Source organism: Nostoc sp. DedSLP03 (assembly GCF_034530815.1).
Taxonomy (GTDB): domain Bacteria; phylum Cyanobacteriota; class Cyanobacteriia; order Cyanobacteriales; family Nostocaceae; genus Nostoc.
In genome coordinates this window covers 23190-38793 of record NZ_JAVRCK010000026.1, presented here as the reverse complement: position 1 = coordinate 38793, position 15604 = coordinate 23190, and the positions used below count along the sequence as shown (strand labels likewise).

General features: G+C 42.0%; 16 protein-coding genes. 2 read left to right on the top strand and 14 right to left on the bottom strand.

Annotated features, from left to right (window positions below; translation table 11 throughout):
• Positions 1 to 6: 6 nt before the first annotated feature.
• From RM368_RS14730 to RM368_RS14695, 8 genes are all read right to left on the bottom strand, one after another.
• Positions 7 to 633: a hypothetical protein gene (locus tag RM368_RS14730; protein WP_322694734.1), complete on the bottom strand. Its 627-nt coding sequence runs from the start codon at positions 631 to 633 to the stop codon at positions 7 to 9.
• 227 nt (positions 634 to 860) lie between these two features.
• Positions 861 to 1433: a DUF3727 domain-containing protein gene (locus tag RM368_RS14725; RefSeq protein WP_322682818.1), complete on the bottom strand. Its 573-nt coding sequence runs from the start codon at positions 1431 to 1433 to the stop codon at positions 861 to 863.
• Between the two features lie 143 nt (positions 1434 to 1576).
• Positions 1577 to 2074: a Holliday junction resolvase RuvX gene (gene ruvX, locus RM368_RS14720; protein ID WP_322694733.1), complete on the bottom strand. Its 498-nt coding sequence runs from the start codon at positions 2072 to 2074 to the stop codon at positions 1577 to 1579.
• A complete protein-coding gene (locus RM368_RS14715; protein ID WP_322694732.1) occupies positions 2055 to 3311 on the bottom strand; it encodes a GNAT family N-acetyltransferase in 1257 nt (418 codons plus the stop codon). The genes ruvX and RM368_RS14715 overlap by 20 nt, the downstream gene beginning before the upstream one ends.
• Before the next feature lie 206 nt (positions 3312 to 3517).
• Positions 3518 to 3724, bottom strand: coding sequence for a hypothetical protein (locus tag RM368_RS14710; protein WP_322690484.1), 207 nt, complete (start codon positions 3722 to 3724; stop codon positions 3518 to 3520).
• A gap of 125 nt (positions 3725 to 3849) precedes the next feature.
• The gene (locus RM368_RS14705) at positions 3850 to 4341 is read right to left on the bottom strand and encodes a hypothetical protein (RefSeq protein ID WP_322675431.1); all 492 of its coding nucleotides are present in this window, start codon (positions 4339 to 4341) and stop codon (positions 3850 to 3852) included.
• Positions 4342 to 4496: 155 nt separating this feature from the next.
• The gene (locus RM368_RS14700; protein WP_322694731.1) at positions 4497 to 6635 is read right to left on the bottom strand and encodes a pentapeptide repeat-containing protein; all 2139 of its coding nucleotides are present in this window, start codon (positions 6633 to 6635) and stop codon (positions 4497 to 4499) included.
• A gap of 291 nt (positions 6636 to 6926) precedes the next feature.
• On the bottom strand, positions 6927 to 7265 hold the full coding sequence (locus RM368_RS14695; RefSeq protein ID WP_322694730.1) for a hypothetical protein: 339 nt from the start codon (positions 7263 to 7265) through the stop codon (positions 6927 to 6929).
• Between the two features lie 295 nt (positions 7266 to 7560).
• Between RM368_RS14695 and RM368_RS14690 the strand changes: the two genes are divergently transcribed.
• Positions 7561 to 7992: a hypothetical protein gene (locus tag RM368_RS14690; RefSeq protein WP_322694729.1), complete on the top strand. Its 432-nt coding sequence runs from the start codon at positions 7561 to 7563 to the stop codon at positions 7990 to 7992.
• A gap of 41 nt (positions 7993 to 8033) precedes the next feature.
• Here RM368_RS14690 and RM368_RS14685 read toward each other — a convergent pair whose 3' ends face one another.
• The 6 genes from RM368_RS14685 to petB form a co-directional block, all read right to left on the bottom strand.
• Positions 8034 to 8405 (bottom strand): hypothetical protein, encoded by a 372-nt coding sequence (locus tag RM368_RS14685; RefSeq protein ID WP_292784505.1) that lies wholly within the window; start codon positions 8403 to 8405, stop codon positions 8034 to 8036.
• 91 nt (positions 8406 to 8496) lie between these two features.
• A complete protein-coding gene (locus RM368_RS14680) occupies positions 8497 to 9678 on the bottom strand; it encodes a glycosyltransferase family 4 protein (protein WP_322694728.1) in 1182 nt (393 codons plus the stop codon).
• A 10-nt stretch (positions 9679 to 9688) separates the two neighbouring features.
• A complete protein-coding gene (locus tag RM368_RS14675) occupies positions 9689 to 10678 on the bottom strand; it encodes a GDP-mannose 4,6-dehydratase (protein ID WP_322694727.1) in 990 nt (329 codons plus the stop codon).
• A gap of 521 nt (positions 10679 to 11199) precedes the next feature.
• Complete coding sequence (locus tag RM368_RS14670) at positions 11200 to 11643, bottom strand: anti-sigma regulatory factor (protein WP_322694726.1); 444 nt, start codon at positions 11641 to 11643, stop codon at positions 11200 to 11202.
• 689 nt (positions 11644 to 12332) lie between these two features.
• Positions 12333 to 12815 (bottom strand): cytochrome b6-f complex subunit IV, encoded by a 483-nt coding sequence (petD, locus tag RM368_RS14665; protein ID WP_069068452.1) that lies wholly within the window; start codon positions 12813 to 12815, stop codon positions 12333 to 12335.
• Between the two features lie 254 nt (positions 12816 to 13069).
• Positions 13070 to 13717: a cytochrome b6 gene (gene petB / locus RM368_RS14660; RefSeq protein WP_322675438.1), complete on the bottom strand. Its 648-nt coding sequence runs from the start codon at positions 13715 to 13717 to the stop codon at positions 13070 to 13072.
• A 408-nt stretch (positions 13718 to 14125) separates the two neighbouring features.
• On the opposite strand from petB, the gene ctpA reads away from it, so the two are divergent.
• Positions 14126 to 15370, top strand: a complete 1245-nt coding sequence (gene ctpA, locus RM368_RS14655; RefSeq protein ID WP_322694725.1) for a carboxyl-terminal processing protease CtpA — start codon at positions 14126 to 14128, stop codon at positions 15368 to 15370.
• Positions 15371 to 15604: the final 234 nt, after the last annotated feature.

Genomic DNA, 15604 nt, shown 5'->3' with positions numbered 1-15604 from the left:
TATAGTTTAGTTAGTCGAACTCCATCCTGGAATCTCTCCTTGAACATTTTGAAATAAAATCCCTAAAATCTGATCTATTTCTTTGATGTAATAATTACTCAAATCAATAAATATATCGTTTTGTTCTAACTTCAAAAACTTCCAAATATCGCCTGTTGTTACCGCACCATAAATTTTTCTGATTTCATTTCCTTCTTGTTGATTAAACAATTGGGCTGCCAACATTGCGGCTGCACATTGACCTAATCCACCTTTAATATTTTTATTTTTGGCTTCAATAATAACCACCACTGGCACATTAATTGTTAGCTGCTCTTTAGAACGACTGATGATAAAGTCACAGTATCCATTTAGACCTTTTTCTGCATCGACATTAAAATCTGTTCCCAAAAATAAGCTAATTGGATAACTCGCTCTGCGTCTTATCTCCAACAAGATCGGAGTGATAATCATTTCTGATCGAGCTTTTTCAGTATTAATTGCTAAAGCCAGTTCTGTAGTTTCTTCTAAAGAATTTTTGAGTTTCTCACTTGCCTGTAAAGGTTGTATGTCAGCACATAAATCAGTTTCTTCATCAATGCGGATGCTGAATGACTTTTTAAATTTACTTAATGTAAAATCGCTATAAGTCATTTTCAGCACCTCATACCACTTTTAGATTTAGATAATGGAATTGAAAATCACGACCAAAATGCTTGTTTCATAATTTTAAACAATACTAATTGTCCCAATTTAGTGTCAATGTTTCATAGCTTCCACATTTTATGGGACATGGTAAAAGGTTTAGGTAGATTTTAATTACAATGAAAATTCTCAATGAAAAATTCAAAATGCAATATTTTCATTTTGAATTTTTCATCTTATTCCACTTCATTAAAAAGATGTTCTTCTAACAAAGGTTGCACTTTCCGAAACTCTTCTGGAGAAAGTAATTCCGGCTCACCTGTTTTTGTTATCCGTGCAAAAAACAACAGGGGATCTAGGGGTGTATAAATTGCATACTCCTGATCTTCCTCATAAAAGCTAGCAAGTAGCTGTAATTGCTCAGGCTCTAAATCTGCCTCTTCGTCTTCGATTTCTAAGGTGAAGAGTTCTGATTCTTCAACTGGTGGTAAATCACCTGCAACTGTCAGAGCATAGGCTGTGTTCTTCAGTACCAAGTTCTGCTCAGATAGTACAGCTTGGGCATTAGCAAAAATTTGCTCGATGATGGTGTCATCTTCTACCAGAACCGCTTCTTCTTCCTCACCATCACCTTCCCAAGAAAAAATTTCTACAGGTGAGTCTACAGGAAGAAGCAAAACGTATTCTTGTCCATCTACCTCTAGGGAATGCTCTATATAACAGTCGAGCGATCGCCCTTTGTCATCGGTTAAAGTGATGGAACCCGCATGAGCGTTATCATTTTCTTCAGGAAATGGAGAGGAAAACATAGCCGAAATGTAGAAATTTAATAAATACCAGCAAGTTTGAAAATCGTTTAACTATAGTTAATGACATGTTATGTCAAACAAATAGCTTTATACGTAGATACAACTGCTGGCTAATCGTTTTCAGAATATCATGTTAAAAGGTATCAATATTCAATAACCGCGACTGAGCTAGGAGAGTTGGCACGTTTAACATCCAGCCATTGTTGCAAAATTAAAGCGGCTGCCTTGCGATCAATTAAACCTTTATGGCGTGATGGAGAGCGGTTTTCAGCTATCAGCAGTTGCTCTGCTTGAAATGAAGTTAATCGCTCATCCATATATTCCACAGGCAAGTTTAGTGCTTTAGCAAGTCTTTTAGTAAATTTCTGAACTTGACGAGCCTGAAATCCTAGTGAGCCATCCATTGAATAAGGTAAGCCCATAACTAGAATTTGCACCTCACGTTCATTAACGATTTGTCGGATTTGCTCGACATCCTGCTCAAAAGATGTGCGCTCAATTGTAGTGATACCCGTGGCAATTAAACCCGTGCGATCGCATCCAGCCACACCAATCCGCTTGCGACCAAAATCTAGTCCCAAGGCGGAAATAAACGGTTTTGGTTGCTCTTGGGATATCACACTAATTCTCCTGCTGTCCATCTGCTGATTCAGTAATCGGCGATGTTTCTATGCCAGGGTTTTTTACCGGAAAGTTAATCGGTTCTGGCTTGATTGGCAGTGGTTTATCTGAGGATGGCAGCTTCCCTGGTTGTATCCATGACATTCCACCTGGTATAGGTTTACGAGTTGGTTGTAAACCTTGCAGCATATCAGTCCATTGGATTCCTTCTAAGGAGACGAATTTCGACTCTCGTAGCTTGTGCCACACAGAGCGAGACATCACTAATGTATGTTCTATGCGTTTTGCTCCAATTCGCTCCAAATATTCTTCTCGCTCTGCCTGATAGTCTGAGGAGGCTAATTGTAACCCTTGCTGGGGAAAATCTTGGGCAATACGAGCCAGTTGAGATAGTAATTCTGGATAAAGCCAGGTGTAAGCAGGATGAACTGTTAGCGTTGCAGCATGGGGAACTTCACCCTTGCGATCGAGTTGCACCTGAAAATAGCCGATCGCAGCTTTGCGTTGCGGTTCAAATACGTAACCACTGACTACTTCTGTTTTGGTCAGCCACTGCTTCACTGCATCAGTTAAAGCGCCAAACAAACTGGTTTTAAAGTCGCGGGTATTGCGGTCAAAAACCTGACGTACCAAAGGTGGCATCGATGCCGTATCTAGTTGATATAGCAACTGGGCATCAGCATTACTTATAGGCAAGAGGTTGGGCAAGTCTGGTTCTGCTTGTGCCAATTCAGCCAGTAATTCTGGTCCAATTTCCCAGTATGTCATTTCTGCTAGACGCTGGAATCCATTTTGTCGATATAATGCCAGCGCCTCTATGTCATTGATATTAACTTCCAGTAACCAAGTCCGAGCTTCCAGAATCGATTCAAAGCAATGACGCAAAAGTGGCGAACCAATTCCTTGTTTATCAACACCACGCTCTAGCAAGACTCGATCGATCCGCCAAGTGCTACGTGTGCGGTTAAAGGGTGACACTTGAATCATTCCTAAAAGTATCCGCCCTTGCTCTGCAACGAAAGCACAAAGGCGATACTGTAGCGGGTTAGGAAACCAACTTAAAAATTTGAGTAATCCATACCAGCGACGCAGCCTTTGCATCTGGCTGATGGCAAAACCTGCTCCCTTCGGAGTAAGGGCTGCTAATGACTCTTGAGTTATGCGCTCAATTCCGTCCAGATCCCGATATTGGACTGGTCGGATAATAACGCTGAGGTTTCTAGGAAGTAATGAAGTCATTTTTATTCGAGCCGCCATTTAGCCTTAACTAACTGCTCTTCAAAGGAAGGAACTTGCAATAATCTTAACTAGTTTCTGCTCTCTACTATTGTGCCAAAAGGGTGATTTTAGTAACTTAATACTTAAAAAGCAGAAAAAGCAGACCTTGTGAGAACACCATTGGCATTGACCCAACAACATCTGCCCTTATTTTATTTGAATTTTGATTAAAATTTGTATATATTTTATAACCCTTGCCGAGAAACTAGCTTTTCAAAGTTGGCTTGGGTTTGATGGAGTAATTGGTGGCGACTATCTACCAGTGTTTGCTTCAGCGTTGGAACAAGATTACGAGCTTGCAGAGTCATGTGAAGTTGCAAGTTGGCAACATATTCACTGAAATCTTGATTCATTTCATCTGCGCCCGCATCCGTTAATAAATTTGATTCCATTGCCACTGTGTTCTCCTGTGTTAATCCTATGCTGTCTCTCTTCATGACCAAAAATTATCACGTTGTTTGGACTAACTTCTTAATTTGCAATGAAGTTTAACGCTTATAGCAAGATAGCGTGTCCCTCAAAATCTTAAACCAACGCCACCTTGTACGGAGATAGCTGTACCACTGCTATCTCGGTAAGCATCAAAAGCAATAATGGCATTGCCAAAAAGGACAGTATTGCTATTTGGGATCATATAATCAATACCCGGTTGTAAGGCAAAACTTATTTTGTCGCCTACAGGAGAAGAATCACCACCACCAGCTAAAACTAATCCCGCACCCAGGTAGGCATCAGCTTGCCAGTTGAGGGGGATATCGTAAGAAACCGTTGGTACAACAGCCGTATTATTACCAATTAACACTTGAGCGCGGAGTGAAATTGGTGCTTCCAAAAGCTTGTAGCGCCCCGCGATTACTCCCCCCAATTGGATACCATCGGTAAAACCAACAGTGGGGCCAATACCAATATAACTGCCATAAGCTACTTGAGCTTGTGCTGGTTTCGTACTCACCAGACTCAAGACCAAACCAGCTCCCAAAACTGAAACCAAAGATGGAATATACTTCATAACCAACTCCTCACACCAATTTGTCATTAGTCATTAGTCATTAGTCATTTGTCATTGGGAAAGAGGAGGCAGAAGGCAGGAGTTCTAAAATGTTTGAATTTTGAATTTTGAATTTTGAATTTTGAATTGATTGCCCCCCTGCTCCCTCTCTCATTCTACGGGCAACGGGGATGAATCCCTCCTTGAGTACAAATGTATGCTAATTGCTTGGCATCTAAATTTTTGGCTTGAGAAAAATCAACCCCTTGGACTACGGCAGATACTGAGCCTAAATCTGGGGTTTGGACAAATTGATCTGCTGGATCTTGTTTGCTAGGAGCGAGAATTGCTCCTTTAAAATCTGCTCCAGCAACATTTGCCCCTCGTAAATCTGCAAGACTCAGGTCAGCATTTTGCAAGTTAACGTTTTCCATTTGAGCAGAACGTAAAACAGCACCAGTTAAACGAGTAGCGCTGAAGTTAGCATTGCTGAGATTAGCACGATCCAAATAAGCTCCTGATAAATCTGCCCCTTGCCAATCAGTGTTAATTAAGTTGGCAAAAGATAATTGCGTGCCGATCGCAGTGGCGCGACCTAAACGCGCTGCATACAGATTGGCTTCGTTCAATTTGGCATCGCCTAAATCAGCCCCAGTCAAGCTAGCTTTTTCCAAAACTGCGTTTCGCAGATCGGCTCCTACTAGTTGGGTGCTGTTGAGTTTAGCATCATATAGACGCGCGTTGGATAAGTTGGCTCTGTTAAGAGTGGCACGACTCAAATCGATGCGGTTCATCAAGACGCGACTGAGGTTAGCATCAGTAAGATTAGCTTGCTGCAACTGAGCTTGGCTTAAATCAGCCATTACATCGTCGTAGGTATCCCAGCGTCCATCTTCACCTACACTCCGAAAGCGGGTACCCTTAAAGCTGGCTTGGTTAAGATTTGCAGATTTAAACTTGACTCCTGATAAATCAAGATTGTCCAGTACCAAATTGAAGAAGGAACTTCCTGGAGTACCACTTTGACCTAATTGGGTTCTACTAAGGTCAACACCGTCGATTTTTTTACCGCTATAAACAGAGAGAATCTTGTTGATTGTTCGTTGGTTTCTTTGTAACCGACCTTGGCGTAATTCGCGCTCTTTGGTTGCAGTGCTACCTACAGATTCCAGTTCGCTCACCAAAAACTGATTCTTATTTTTAAGTTCCGGGATGGCTTGGGGCCCGACAGTTGTCAAAGCTTGTTGAATTGTATCCAGAAGGCTGGGGTCAGTTTCGCTAACTAATAAATCCGCCAGAAATTTAATGGATTGGGGGTCATTAAGACCACCCATAGCCAGAATTGCACTTTGGCGTTGCTCATTAGTCGCCCCAGAGTTGGGAGTCAATTGTTTGACAAGTTCGAGGAATTGTTGGCTGTTGATTTGCTTGGTTGCTCGCTGGGATTGTTGAATTTGGATATAAACTTGAGTGCCGATTAAAGTTGCCAACACAGCAGTCATACTCGTCAGCCCTACCCCGAACAAAGTCAGATTGGGATTTTGCTGTATTCGCCGCCACAAATTAGGTGACTGGCTGGTTCGATCTGCCGCTAATTCTTCTCCCTCTTGCCATTCTGCTTCTTCATTACCGTCAGCAGACTGAGCTTGTCTGTTGCTAGCTAAGATTGCATCGATTGTATAAGTACCTGCGAGTCGATCGTGGAGTGCGCGACGCCCTTGACGTGACGGTAAGCCAATCCCTTCACCCACAATCATTAATAAAGACAAAAATGTGAATAATCCTAAATTGGGAAAAGCAAAGCTGTAGCGCCACAGTAGATAGGCAATGGAAATGGGTACTGTCCAACGTCCAACTCCTTCTCTGATTGCAACTGCCCCCAATCCCGGTGGCTTCCCTTGCTCGTTGACAACCCGCACTTTTAACCAACGTTTAGGAATTGTGCTACCAGTCTTAGCTAATAAATACAATTGCCACCACGAGAGAGTTACAGGCGCTAACAAGGCGATTGTCCACAAAATATTAGTCGGCCATGCAACGTTACGGATGCCATAGCTCACAGGTAGAGCTAAAGGTCTGGCGATCGCTCTTTCAGTGACTACCAGCACGGGGTTAAGCGGTACTCGGTTGAGATCGCTTCTAGAATTGGCATAGACACCAAGGCCGAAGGGAATCAACCCGCTAGTCACCACTAGTGTGATTTCAGCCGCCCAAGCAGCAAAACGCCTACTTGCTAGCAGCAGCGAATTGGCTCTTTCCGATTTTTTTGACTGACCAGATTGATCGCTAGTTCTTCTGACAATTGGTGAGGTCATCGTATAATTTCCTTTGATATTATTTCTACGCCGCGATCGGCACAATTAAAATAGACTAAGCTCGTCAGCAAAAAGAAAAGCATATTGAAATAGGATTTAGGAGTTATGCAGCAGAATTTTGGAGTCTGAATGGGCTGCCCTAACAGAAATCAAATAGGCTTTATACCTAGTTTTGACACTTAGCTTGTGTACTTCAACTTCCTGGAAATCCTCTGTAAGTCAGAAGCCGTTTTTATTTCGGCTCCTAACTTTCATAACTTTGGGCAGAGTGCAAAGTAAATGCATATCAACTTATTGCTTACGTTGAAAGCTACCAGACACAAAAATTTTGTATCCAACATACACTAACACTGCCAAAAGTGCCAGACTGATTACAGATGCAACTAGTTTAAACACTGCTTGCAGTATCGCCAAGCCTACTAGCACCGTCACACCTGAAACTACCAGCTTTTTTGCCCCAGATAAGCTGTTGAACCAAATCTGAAACCGCTCCAGTTGCAAGTTGAAGCTGGCAAAAACAGACTGAGACGTTTGTTTTTGTTCTTGTGAAACCACCCCAGGCGGGGAATTAATCTCTGCGTCTAGCTGATTGAGACGACGCTGTAAGTCTTCTTCTGGTTGAGGATTCATCAATCTTTCCTAACTCATTAGCATACTTATTCAACAATAGACTAATCAAATTCTATTTTTGGTGGTTGTCTTTGTGATTTTAGCTAATGTCTGTGGATGCAAGACCTTTAGACATCAATTGTAGAGACGTTGCAATGCAACCTCTCTACATACACCTATCAAATCTTCACAAATAATCCTTAACTAACTAGTATTACTTTATACGGGAGTTTTTGGAACCAAGAGGAATTCCTGTCGTCTATATAGATCGGACTGAACAATATTGCTCTAAAAAAAATCTGGAGCATTAATTAAAATGAAGACTCTGAGGCTACTTGCAATTATTCCCACAGCTTTGGCGATGAGTTTGGCTTTCACTGAGGCTAATTTGGCACAGACACCAACAATTCAAATTGGTCGAAATTTCCAACCAGATCCACTGGTTTTGAAGGGAAAGTCTGGGGGAACTGTCAAAAGTAATTGTGGCAATATTACCACTGAACCTAGTCAAGTTATCCAAGTTACAGAGTCACTACCTTATTTGCGATTAACAGTAGAGAGTCAAGGAAAGCCAACACTCCTGATCGATGGGCCTGGAGGGCGCTTTTGTGTATTAGCAGATAGTTACTCTGGAGGTAAGTCAGAACTTTCTGGTTATTGGCAGGCAGGAAAATACTCGCTGTATGTGGGCGAACTATCCCAGCAACAGTATACTTACAACCTCTCAATCTCACAAAAAAATAAATAGTCATTAGTCATTTATACTTTGCTAATGACTAACGATCTTGACTATTCTTCCAGTGATTTAGCGGGAACTTCGACAGCAGTGACATCAATTGTGCCTTCTGGTGTGAAGCGCTGAAAATGACTATTTTGCACTAACAGTAATTCCTTACAGTTAGGACATTGCAACTGACTGTTATTTAAACCTGTAAATTCATATCCACAAACGGGACATTGATCGGCAACCAAGTTGCGTTGCAGCCACCAACGAAAGCCAAAAAAAGCCACAATAGGTGCTAACAACAGTAACCCGAAAATAATTAGCAATGAATTAACTAACCAACCCAAGCCCACTGATGCCAGCAGCCAAATAACTGCCAGCAGGGTGAGCCAAGGGCGGAGATTTAAAAGATTCAATTGAAATGACTTAAAGCTCATTTTTAATAAATTTCGTCCTGCTCTCCTTCTAGGATAGCGATTTTAGTCATTGGTCATTTGTCATTTGTCATTTGTCATTGGTCATTTGGACTCAAATGGACTTTATTACTGAGGATAGCAGCATTTTGTGTAAGTGCTGTTGAAAGGCATTTAAGCCAAACAGAGCGATCGCCTGTTCTCTTAGCCACTCTCCATCACATCGCTGGTCATCCCCTTGAAGCATTTCTATACAAGCTGCTGCTACAGCATCAGGATTGCGGTGTGGGACTCGCCATCCCAGTTTACCATCTTGCAAGGGGTCAGCGGAACCATCATCGTCACCAGATAACACCGGCACTCCACAAGCCATTGCTTCTAGATAAACTATGCCAAAGCCTTCTTGCGAAGGCATAATATAGGCGTCAGCAAGGCGATAATGTTCCATTAATTCTTCCGTGGCAACGAAACCAGCAAACACGACGCGATCGCTCACACCTAAATATGCAGCAAGTTTAGCTAATCGCGGTTGGTCATCGCCGCGACCAATTACCAAATATTGCACTTCTGGGAAAACTTCAGCGATTTGTGGTAATGCGCGAATGGTGACATCTACACCCTTGTAAATATCTCCTGACCATAACCGCGCTACTGTCATTAACACTTTCGCGCCAGTTAAGCCATACTTCTGGATTAATTCTGGTTGTTTGGAACCAGGAGTAAATTTATCTGCATCAATTGCACAAGGCATCATCTGTACCATGTTTGGGTTTAGACTATTGGCAACACAAGCGCGATCGCGGCTGTAGCGACTAATTGTCCAAATTCTCTCTGCTGATATCAGGGCACGACGTTCCTGATTTTTCAACGTTTCCCAGACCTCTTTGCCGTAAGTTAGCACGGTGTAAGGAATCCCCAAGGGCTGGCAAAGTGTTTGGATTAATACTGCTAAGTTAATGTGACCGCAGAAAACCTGCTGCGGACGGCTCTGCAACAGACATTTCAGTAAAGCTGCTGCCATTTGCAATCTCCCCAAATAGGGAGACTGATTTTTAAAGTAATGAAATTTTAAGTTCTCGTCTTCAAACGGATTTAAGCTATCACCACTATCTCGCAGCAAAAATACTTCTGCTTTGTAGTCTTGATCCAATGCCAAATAGGCGCGAAAAATATCTTTTATATAGGATTGAATACCACCTTCATGAGCAAAAATTTCTAAAAACACGAAGACATGGTTAGTTTGTTTATTAACTTTATTACCTAAATTCAGGTTTTTTGTCACTGTAGTGATTTGCATCTTAGATTATTTACACTTGCGATAAGGGCGCGATTGCACCGCTTTGTAACCGCTCCAAATCTGTTTTTACCATTTTTTCTAAAAGTTCCTCAAAGCTTACTTGGGGTTCCCAGCCGAGGTTTTTTTTAGCCTTGCTGGGGTTAGCTACTAGTTGAAAATGCTCATCTTGTCGCAACAAGCTAGTATTTAAAACTACATACTGCTTCCAATCCAAGCCGACAGACTCAAAGGCTGTGGCAACCAAATCTCTCACACTGTGTAGTTTACCAGTGCCAATCACATATTCTTCTGGTTCATCAACTTGCAACATTCGCCACATTGCCTCTACATAATCACCTGCAAAGCCCCAATCACGTTTGGCATCCAGATTACCCATTTCTAAAGTGTCAGTTAAACCCAATTTAATTGATGCAGCCGCCAAAGAAACTTTGCGTGTGACAAACCCAGGTGCGCGTAGAGGAGACTCGTGATTATATAAAATTCCGCTACAGGCAAATAGTCCATAGCGCTGTCTATGATGTACCATCGTCCAGTGAGCGTGCATTTTAGCCGCAGCATAAGGATTTTTGGGACGAAAAGCGGTTTCCTCATCTTGAGGCGAGAGGAATACATCGCCAAACATTTCTGAACTGCTGGCTTGATAAAATCTGGTAGACAAACCGACTTTTCGTACTGCTTCCAAGAGCCTAGTAGCTGTACCAGTTATTAAATCCAAAGTTCCCAATGGATCGTTCCAGGAGTCGGGTACAAAACTGGGAGCCGCCAAATTGTAAATCTCTTGAGGACGCAGTTGTTCAACTGCGGTCAACAGTGCCGCATTATCCCTCAAGTCAACCGTAAAAATTTCTACTTGATTTGCCAGTATTCCCAGTTTTGTTAAATTAGGTTGTCGATGTGGGGGTACTAATCCGACAACTCGATAACCACGGTTGAGGAGCAAATGGCTGAGATAGTAGCCATCTTGACCAGTAATTCCTGTAATTAGGGCTGTCTTAGTCATAATATTTTGTTCCCCTATTCTGTCTATCTCTTTAATCACGAAATGGCACTTGTTGGAGAACAAATATTAAGACTCTCAACACTGCTGACAAATCTTAACAAGGCAGCTAGTGTAGGTCGAATGCTATTTTTACTATATTCACTAGTTCTTTTTATACAAGAACTTTACTGAAAAATTTACAAAAAAATCATAATTACGATCGGCAATTTCACGTAAAAAATATATTTCTCCAATTTAAATAACCTTGAAAAAGGAGTATACTTTTATCAATCAAATAACAATGTATTTTAACAAAAACCGCTTCTGTTTGAAAGTTTGTAGCTCAATTTGGGGCAATGTCTTCATTAGCTTGATGACGGCTATATAGAAGTTTTATTTGTTTGCCTGCTAAGTACAAGAGAGTGTTGTAGAGAAGAAAAGCCCTCGTTTTTTTGTCGAGACTCCTTCCCTACGATCACTCCGATCGCAAGCCAAAATTGACATCAGAATTATTCTTTCCTTTAGCCTTGACTATTTCACTGTTACTTTTGTGCTTCTACAGAGTACTTGACAATGAGTAGGCAATTTCTACCATCCGCACCACGTTCGTATACAACCTTGTCAGCCAACCGCCTCAGAAGAAACCATCCATACCCACCTACTTGCAGAGTACCTGGGGCTGGCTCTACGATCGCATCAGGATTGAAAGGTTTTCCATAATCCCAAATTCTAATCTCTAGTCGGTCAATCCACAGATAAACGTTAATTTCAATGATTGTTTCTGGCGGTAAAGCATGATGAGCGTGACGAACAGCATTGGTAAAGCCTTCTGCTAATGCTAAATTGAGGCGATCGAGTTGGGTTTTTGACCAGCCAAGTTGAGACAAGTGTTGCAGACAAAATTGCTCAAACCATTCTTGCACTTGGTTTAAGAGCCTGAGTTCGCTCTTAACCGTCAGATGGTCTTGCTGCACTATACTAAGCATTCACTGTGAATTGAATATAAGTAAACCCAAGTTGCTAGTTATTAAATTCTGCGCTATTCGCAAAATTTCTCTGACATAAAAAAATCTAAATTGACATATTCTATGTACCAAAATACAAAACATGAATGATTTTGGCATTGACGAGGGTTGTAACTAGCAACTTACGTTAAGTAAGTAAGAAATGTTTGTATTTGTTGACTTTTGATGATTTGAGATTTTGGAATAGCTTTTCTATCCAAAACTGCAAATCCCAGAAGCAATCTGAACTCTTGAAGAAGAATACAGAATAAAGAATTCAGAATGGGCTAAACCTTAGCTATCCGCTAACAGAAGGAAATCAGTGAGGGATACACTGGGGGATTTGGCTACAGATCCAACACTATCATTGTTGACCGCTAAAAAAAGGATATTTAGTGGGGAACTTAAACCCATTTATGCAGACAGTATCTATAAGACGCTATGCATAACTTGTTTTCCCGTAAGATACACGGACTCAGTTTGGGTGGCGTTATCCGCTTTTTCGTTCACAATTTAATTCTGTTAGCTCTCTTCGGGGCGTTTAGCCCATTCTGGCTTCTGAATTCTGAATTCATTTCCTGTTAAAATTGACGCCTGTTGATTGTTTTCAAAAGCACATCTGCATCTGCTCTTGAAACTCACAGGCGTCAAAGAACTTTGTGGTGACTAATTTAGAATAGTCCCAAGGTCAAAGATTTATCCAATGGCAAAGCAGCACCAATACCTAGCCACAAGGTGACAAGGGTACCAAAGAGGAATACTGTGGTTGCGACTGGACGACGGAAGGGGTTTTGGAACTTATTCACGTTCTCAATAAAGGGAACGAGGATTAGACCTACTGGTACAGAACCCATTGCTAACACTCCTAAAAGTTTGTTAGGAAGCGATCGCAAAATTTGGAAGACTGGATATAAGTACCACTCTGGCAAAATTTCCAATGGTGTAGCGAAAGGATTTGCTGGTTCACCTGTCATTGCGGGATCTAGCACGGCTAGAGCCACAATCGCTGCGAAGGAACCCATGATCACAATTGGAAAGACGTAAAGTAAGTCATTTGGCCAAGCGGGTTCACCATAGTAGTTGTGACCCATGCCTTTAGCGAGTTTGGCTCTTAACTGAGGATCGCTCAGGTCAGGTTTTTTTTGTGTTGACATTTTGAAATGTGCTCTCTTGCTTAAGTTAAATTAAAGCATTTGTGAAAGCTATCAGCTACTAGGCAACCAAAAGGCGAGAAACAGCGTTTCTGTATCTACAGTCATCCGCCTGAAGTTTTCTACAGCTTTACGCTCCAGATATAAGTATTTGTTTTTTGGAACTTATGTGCAATTAATTTCTTGTGTTTCATAAGTTTAAAACAAACAACTCGATCTGAAAACTGACAAATGTTGCCTTTCGCTAATAGCTGAGATTACAAAGGCCCGGAAATGCCTTGCTTGCGGATCATCAAGAAGTGAAACAGCATGAATACTGCAATCAACCAAGGCAGTACAAATGTGTGTGCGCTGTAGTAACGAGTTAGTGTTGCTTGACCAACACTGGAACCACCGCGCAATAGGTCGGAAATCAGAACTCCAACCACAGGAATTGCTTCTGGTACGCCGCTAACGATTTTCACAGCCCAGTAGCCAACTTGATCCCAAGGTAGAGAATAGCCTGTAACTCCGAAGGAAACGGTGATCACAGCTAGGATTACACCACTTACCCAGGTCAATTCGCGGGGCTTTTTGAAACCACCAGTGAGATAAACCCGGAAGACGTGCAAAATCATCATCAACACCATCATGCTGGCAGACCAGCGATGAATGGAGCGAATTAGCCAACCGAAGTTTACATCAGTCATGATGTACTGCACTGAGGAGAAAGCTTCAGTAACTGTTGGCCTGTAGTAGAACGTCATGGCAAATCCAGTAGCAAACTGGATAAGAAAGCAAACCAGGGTAATTCCACCCAGGCAGTAAAAGATATTGACGTGGGGAGGGACGTACTTGCTAGTAACGTCTTCGGCGAGTGCCTGAATTTCCAGGCGTTCCTCAAACCAGTCGTAAACGTTAGCCATACAATCTCAAGTTCCTAAAAGTCGGTTGCGGTTGATAAATCCCGAAGTTCTGAATCGGCAGAAGCCTTCGCTCAGACTTCTCTCCCAATTAACAATTTTGGGATTTTAGTAAAGAGGAGTTTTTTTTCTTTGCTTTTTAGCTTTCAGTGTGCTAAGAGACTTCAGAAACTTTACACTCTGTAAAGATGGAATATATTGCGATCTCTTTACGCCCCTACACACAAAATGGTGGACACAAAGTAGATTTTATCCTTTGGTGAGTGGATACGATGCATCAGTTGACTGAACAACTTGATGAGAAAAATGCACCACTTCTATAAAAAAAGTAACATAATCGAGAGATAGATTTCATCAACAACAGAAGAAGTGGGCATTATCTAGGCAATTTGGGTTGAGGTGGAATTGATAATGGGGTTCATGAATAAACAAGTCTTTCGGGTTGGATTTTCATTGTTAATGGCGGTTTGCTTGGCGTTGGGTACGCTCACTCAGCCATCGCTGGCTTTGACTGGAGAACAAAAGCTGGTTTCGGAAGTTTGGCGAATTGTTAATCGTACTTATCTAGATGAGACATTTAATCATCAAAACTGGGCGGCTGTGCGGCAAAAGGTTCTAGAAAAACCACTGCCAGATTCAAATGCCAGTTATGAGGCAATTGGGAAGATGCTCAAGAGCCTCGACGATCCTTTTACCCGCTTTTTAGATCCAGAACAGTACCGCAGCTTGCAGGTCAATACTTCTGGGGAACTGACTGGGGTAGGATTGCAAATTGCCTTGAATTCTGAGAATGGGAAGTTAGAAGTAGTGGCTCCTATCGCCGGTTCACCGGCAGATAAAGCGGGGATTCGACCACGCGATCGCATTCTCAAAATTGAAGGTGTTTCCACAGAAAATCTCACCCTTGATGAAGCTGCTACCAGAATGCGCGGCCCCAGTGGCAGCCTTGTGACTCTCGTAATCGAACGAGACGGAGAGGCAGAAACGGAAATTAGACTGACACGCGATCGCATTGCCCTTAACCCTGTGGTTTCAGATTTGCGTGTTTCTGCTGAGGGTACACCCATTGGCTACCTACGTCTTACACAATTTAATGCCAACGCTTCAACAGAGTTGGCACACGCTATTTCTAGTCTAGAAAAAAAAGGCGCTGCTGCCTACATTCTAGATTTACGAAATAATCCTGGGGGATTATTGCAATCAGGAATTGAAATTGCCCGTCTCTGGTTAGATTCTGGCACTATTGTTTACACTGTTAACCGACAAGGTATTCAAGGTAGTTTTGAAGCCTTTGGGCCAGCTCTGACGAAAGATCCTCTGGTGATTTTGGTAAATCAAGGAACTGCCAGTGCCAGTGAGATTCTTGCTGGCGCACTCCAAGATAACGGTCGTGCCGAGTTGGTAGGCGAGACTACCTTTGGCAAGGGATTAATTCAATCCTTGTTTGAATTATCAGATGGTTCGGGTTTAGCAGTCACAATTGCTAAGTATGAAACTCCTGAACACCGGGATATTAACAAACTAGGTATTAAGCCAGATAAAGTTATTTCCCAACCAGCCATTAACCGCGAACAGATTGGTACTGAAGCGGATTTGCAATATCAAGCCGCTGTGGAACTTTTGAAGAAAAACTCGGTGGTAGCGGGGAAAGCTTGAAGAAGGGTACAAAGATACAAATCAGATGGGGGTTCAGACTCCATCTGAATACCATACTTAAGAAAGCTAAAATTTAATTATACCGATAACGGTAGCTGAATCACAAATTCAGTTCCTTCTCCAAGTTTAGAATTCACTTCGATCGCTTTGCCATGTTTTTATATAATAATTTGATCGGCAATGCCTGCTGCAAGCCGATGAAGCGTCTACGCCAATCCCAATCCTCCTGTAAGT

What these genes read in the sequence shown, in the direction of transcription:
- petB (WP_322675438.1), bottom strand. Translation starts at nt 13,717, where the DNA reads ATGGCTAACGTTTACGACTGGTTTGAGGAACGCCTGGAAATTCAGGCA.
- petD (WP_069068452.1), bottom strand. Translation starts at nt 12,815, where the DNA reads ATGTCAACACAAAAAAAACCTGACCTGAGCGATCCTCAGTTAAGAGCC.
- RM368_RS14675 (WP_322694727.1), bottom strand. Translation starts at nt 10,678, where the DNA reads ATGACTAAGACAGCCCTAATTACAGGAATTACTGGTCAAGATGGCTAC.
- RM368_RS14680 (WP_322694728.1), bottom strand. Translation starts at nt 9,678, where the DNA reads ATGCAAATCACTACAGTGACAAAAAACCTGAATTTAGGTAATAAAGTT.
- RM368_RS14685 (WP_292784505.1), bottom strand. Translation starts at nt 8,405, where the DNA reads ATGAGCTTTAAGTCATTTCAATTGAATCTTTTAAATCTCCGCCCTTGG.
- RM368_RS14725 (WP_322682818.1), bottom strand. Translation starts at nt 1,433, where the DNA reads ATGTTTTCCTCTCCATTTCCTGAAGAAAATGATAACGCTCATGCGGGT.
- RM368_RS14710 (WP_322690484.1), bottom strand. Translation starts at nt 3,724, where the DNA reads ATGGAATCAAATTTATTAACGGATGCGGGCGCAGATGAAATGAATCAA.
- ctpA (WP_322694725.1), top strand. Translation starts at nt 14,126, where the DNA reads ATGGGGTTCATGAATAAACAAGTCTTTCGGGTTGGATTTTCATTGTTA.
- RM368_RS14705 (WP_322675431.1), bottom strand. Translation starts at nt 4,341, where the DNA reads ATGAAGTATATTCCATCTTTGGTTTCAGTTTTGGGAGCTGGTTTGGTC.
- RM368_RS14695 (WP_322694730.1), bottom strand. Translation starts at nt 7,265, where the DNA reads ATGAATCCTCAACCAGAAGAAGACTTACAGCGTCGTCTCAATCAGCTA.
- RM368_RS14715 (WP_322694732.1), bottom strand. Translation starts at nt 3,311, where the DNA reads ATGGCGGCTCGAATAAAAATGACTTCATTACTTCCTAGAAACCTCAGC.
- RM368_RS14670 (WP_322694726.1), bottom strand. Translation starts at nt 11,643, where the DNA reads ATGCTTAGTATAGTGCAGCAAGACCATCTGACGGTTAAGAGCGAACTC.
- RM368_RS14700 (WP_322694731.1), bottom strand. Translation starts at nt 6,635, where the DNA reads ATGACCTCACCAATTGTCAGAAGAACTAGCGATCAATCTGGTCAGTCA.
- RM368_RS14730 (WP_322694734.1), bottom strand. Translation starts at nt 633, where the DNA reads ATGACTTATAGCGATTTTACATTAAGTAAATTTAAAAAGTCATTCAGC.
- ruvX (WP_322694733.1), bottom strand. Translation starts at nt 2,074, where the DNA reads ATGGACAGCAGGAGAATTAGTGTGATATCCCAAGAGCAACCAAAACCG.
- RM368_RS14690 (WP_322694729.1), top strand. Translation starts at nt 7,561, where the DNA reads ATGAAGACTCTGAGGCTACTTGCAATTATTCCCACAGCTTTGGCGATG.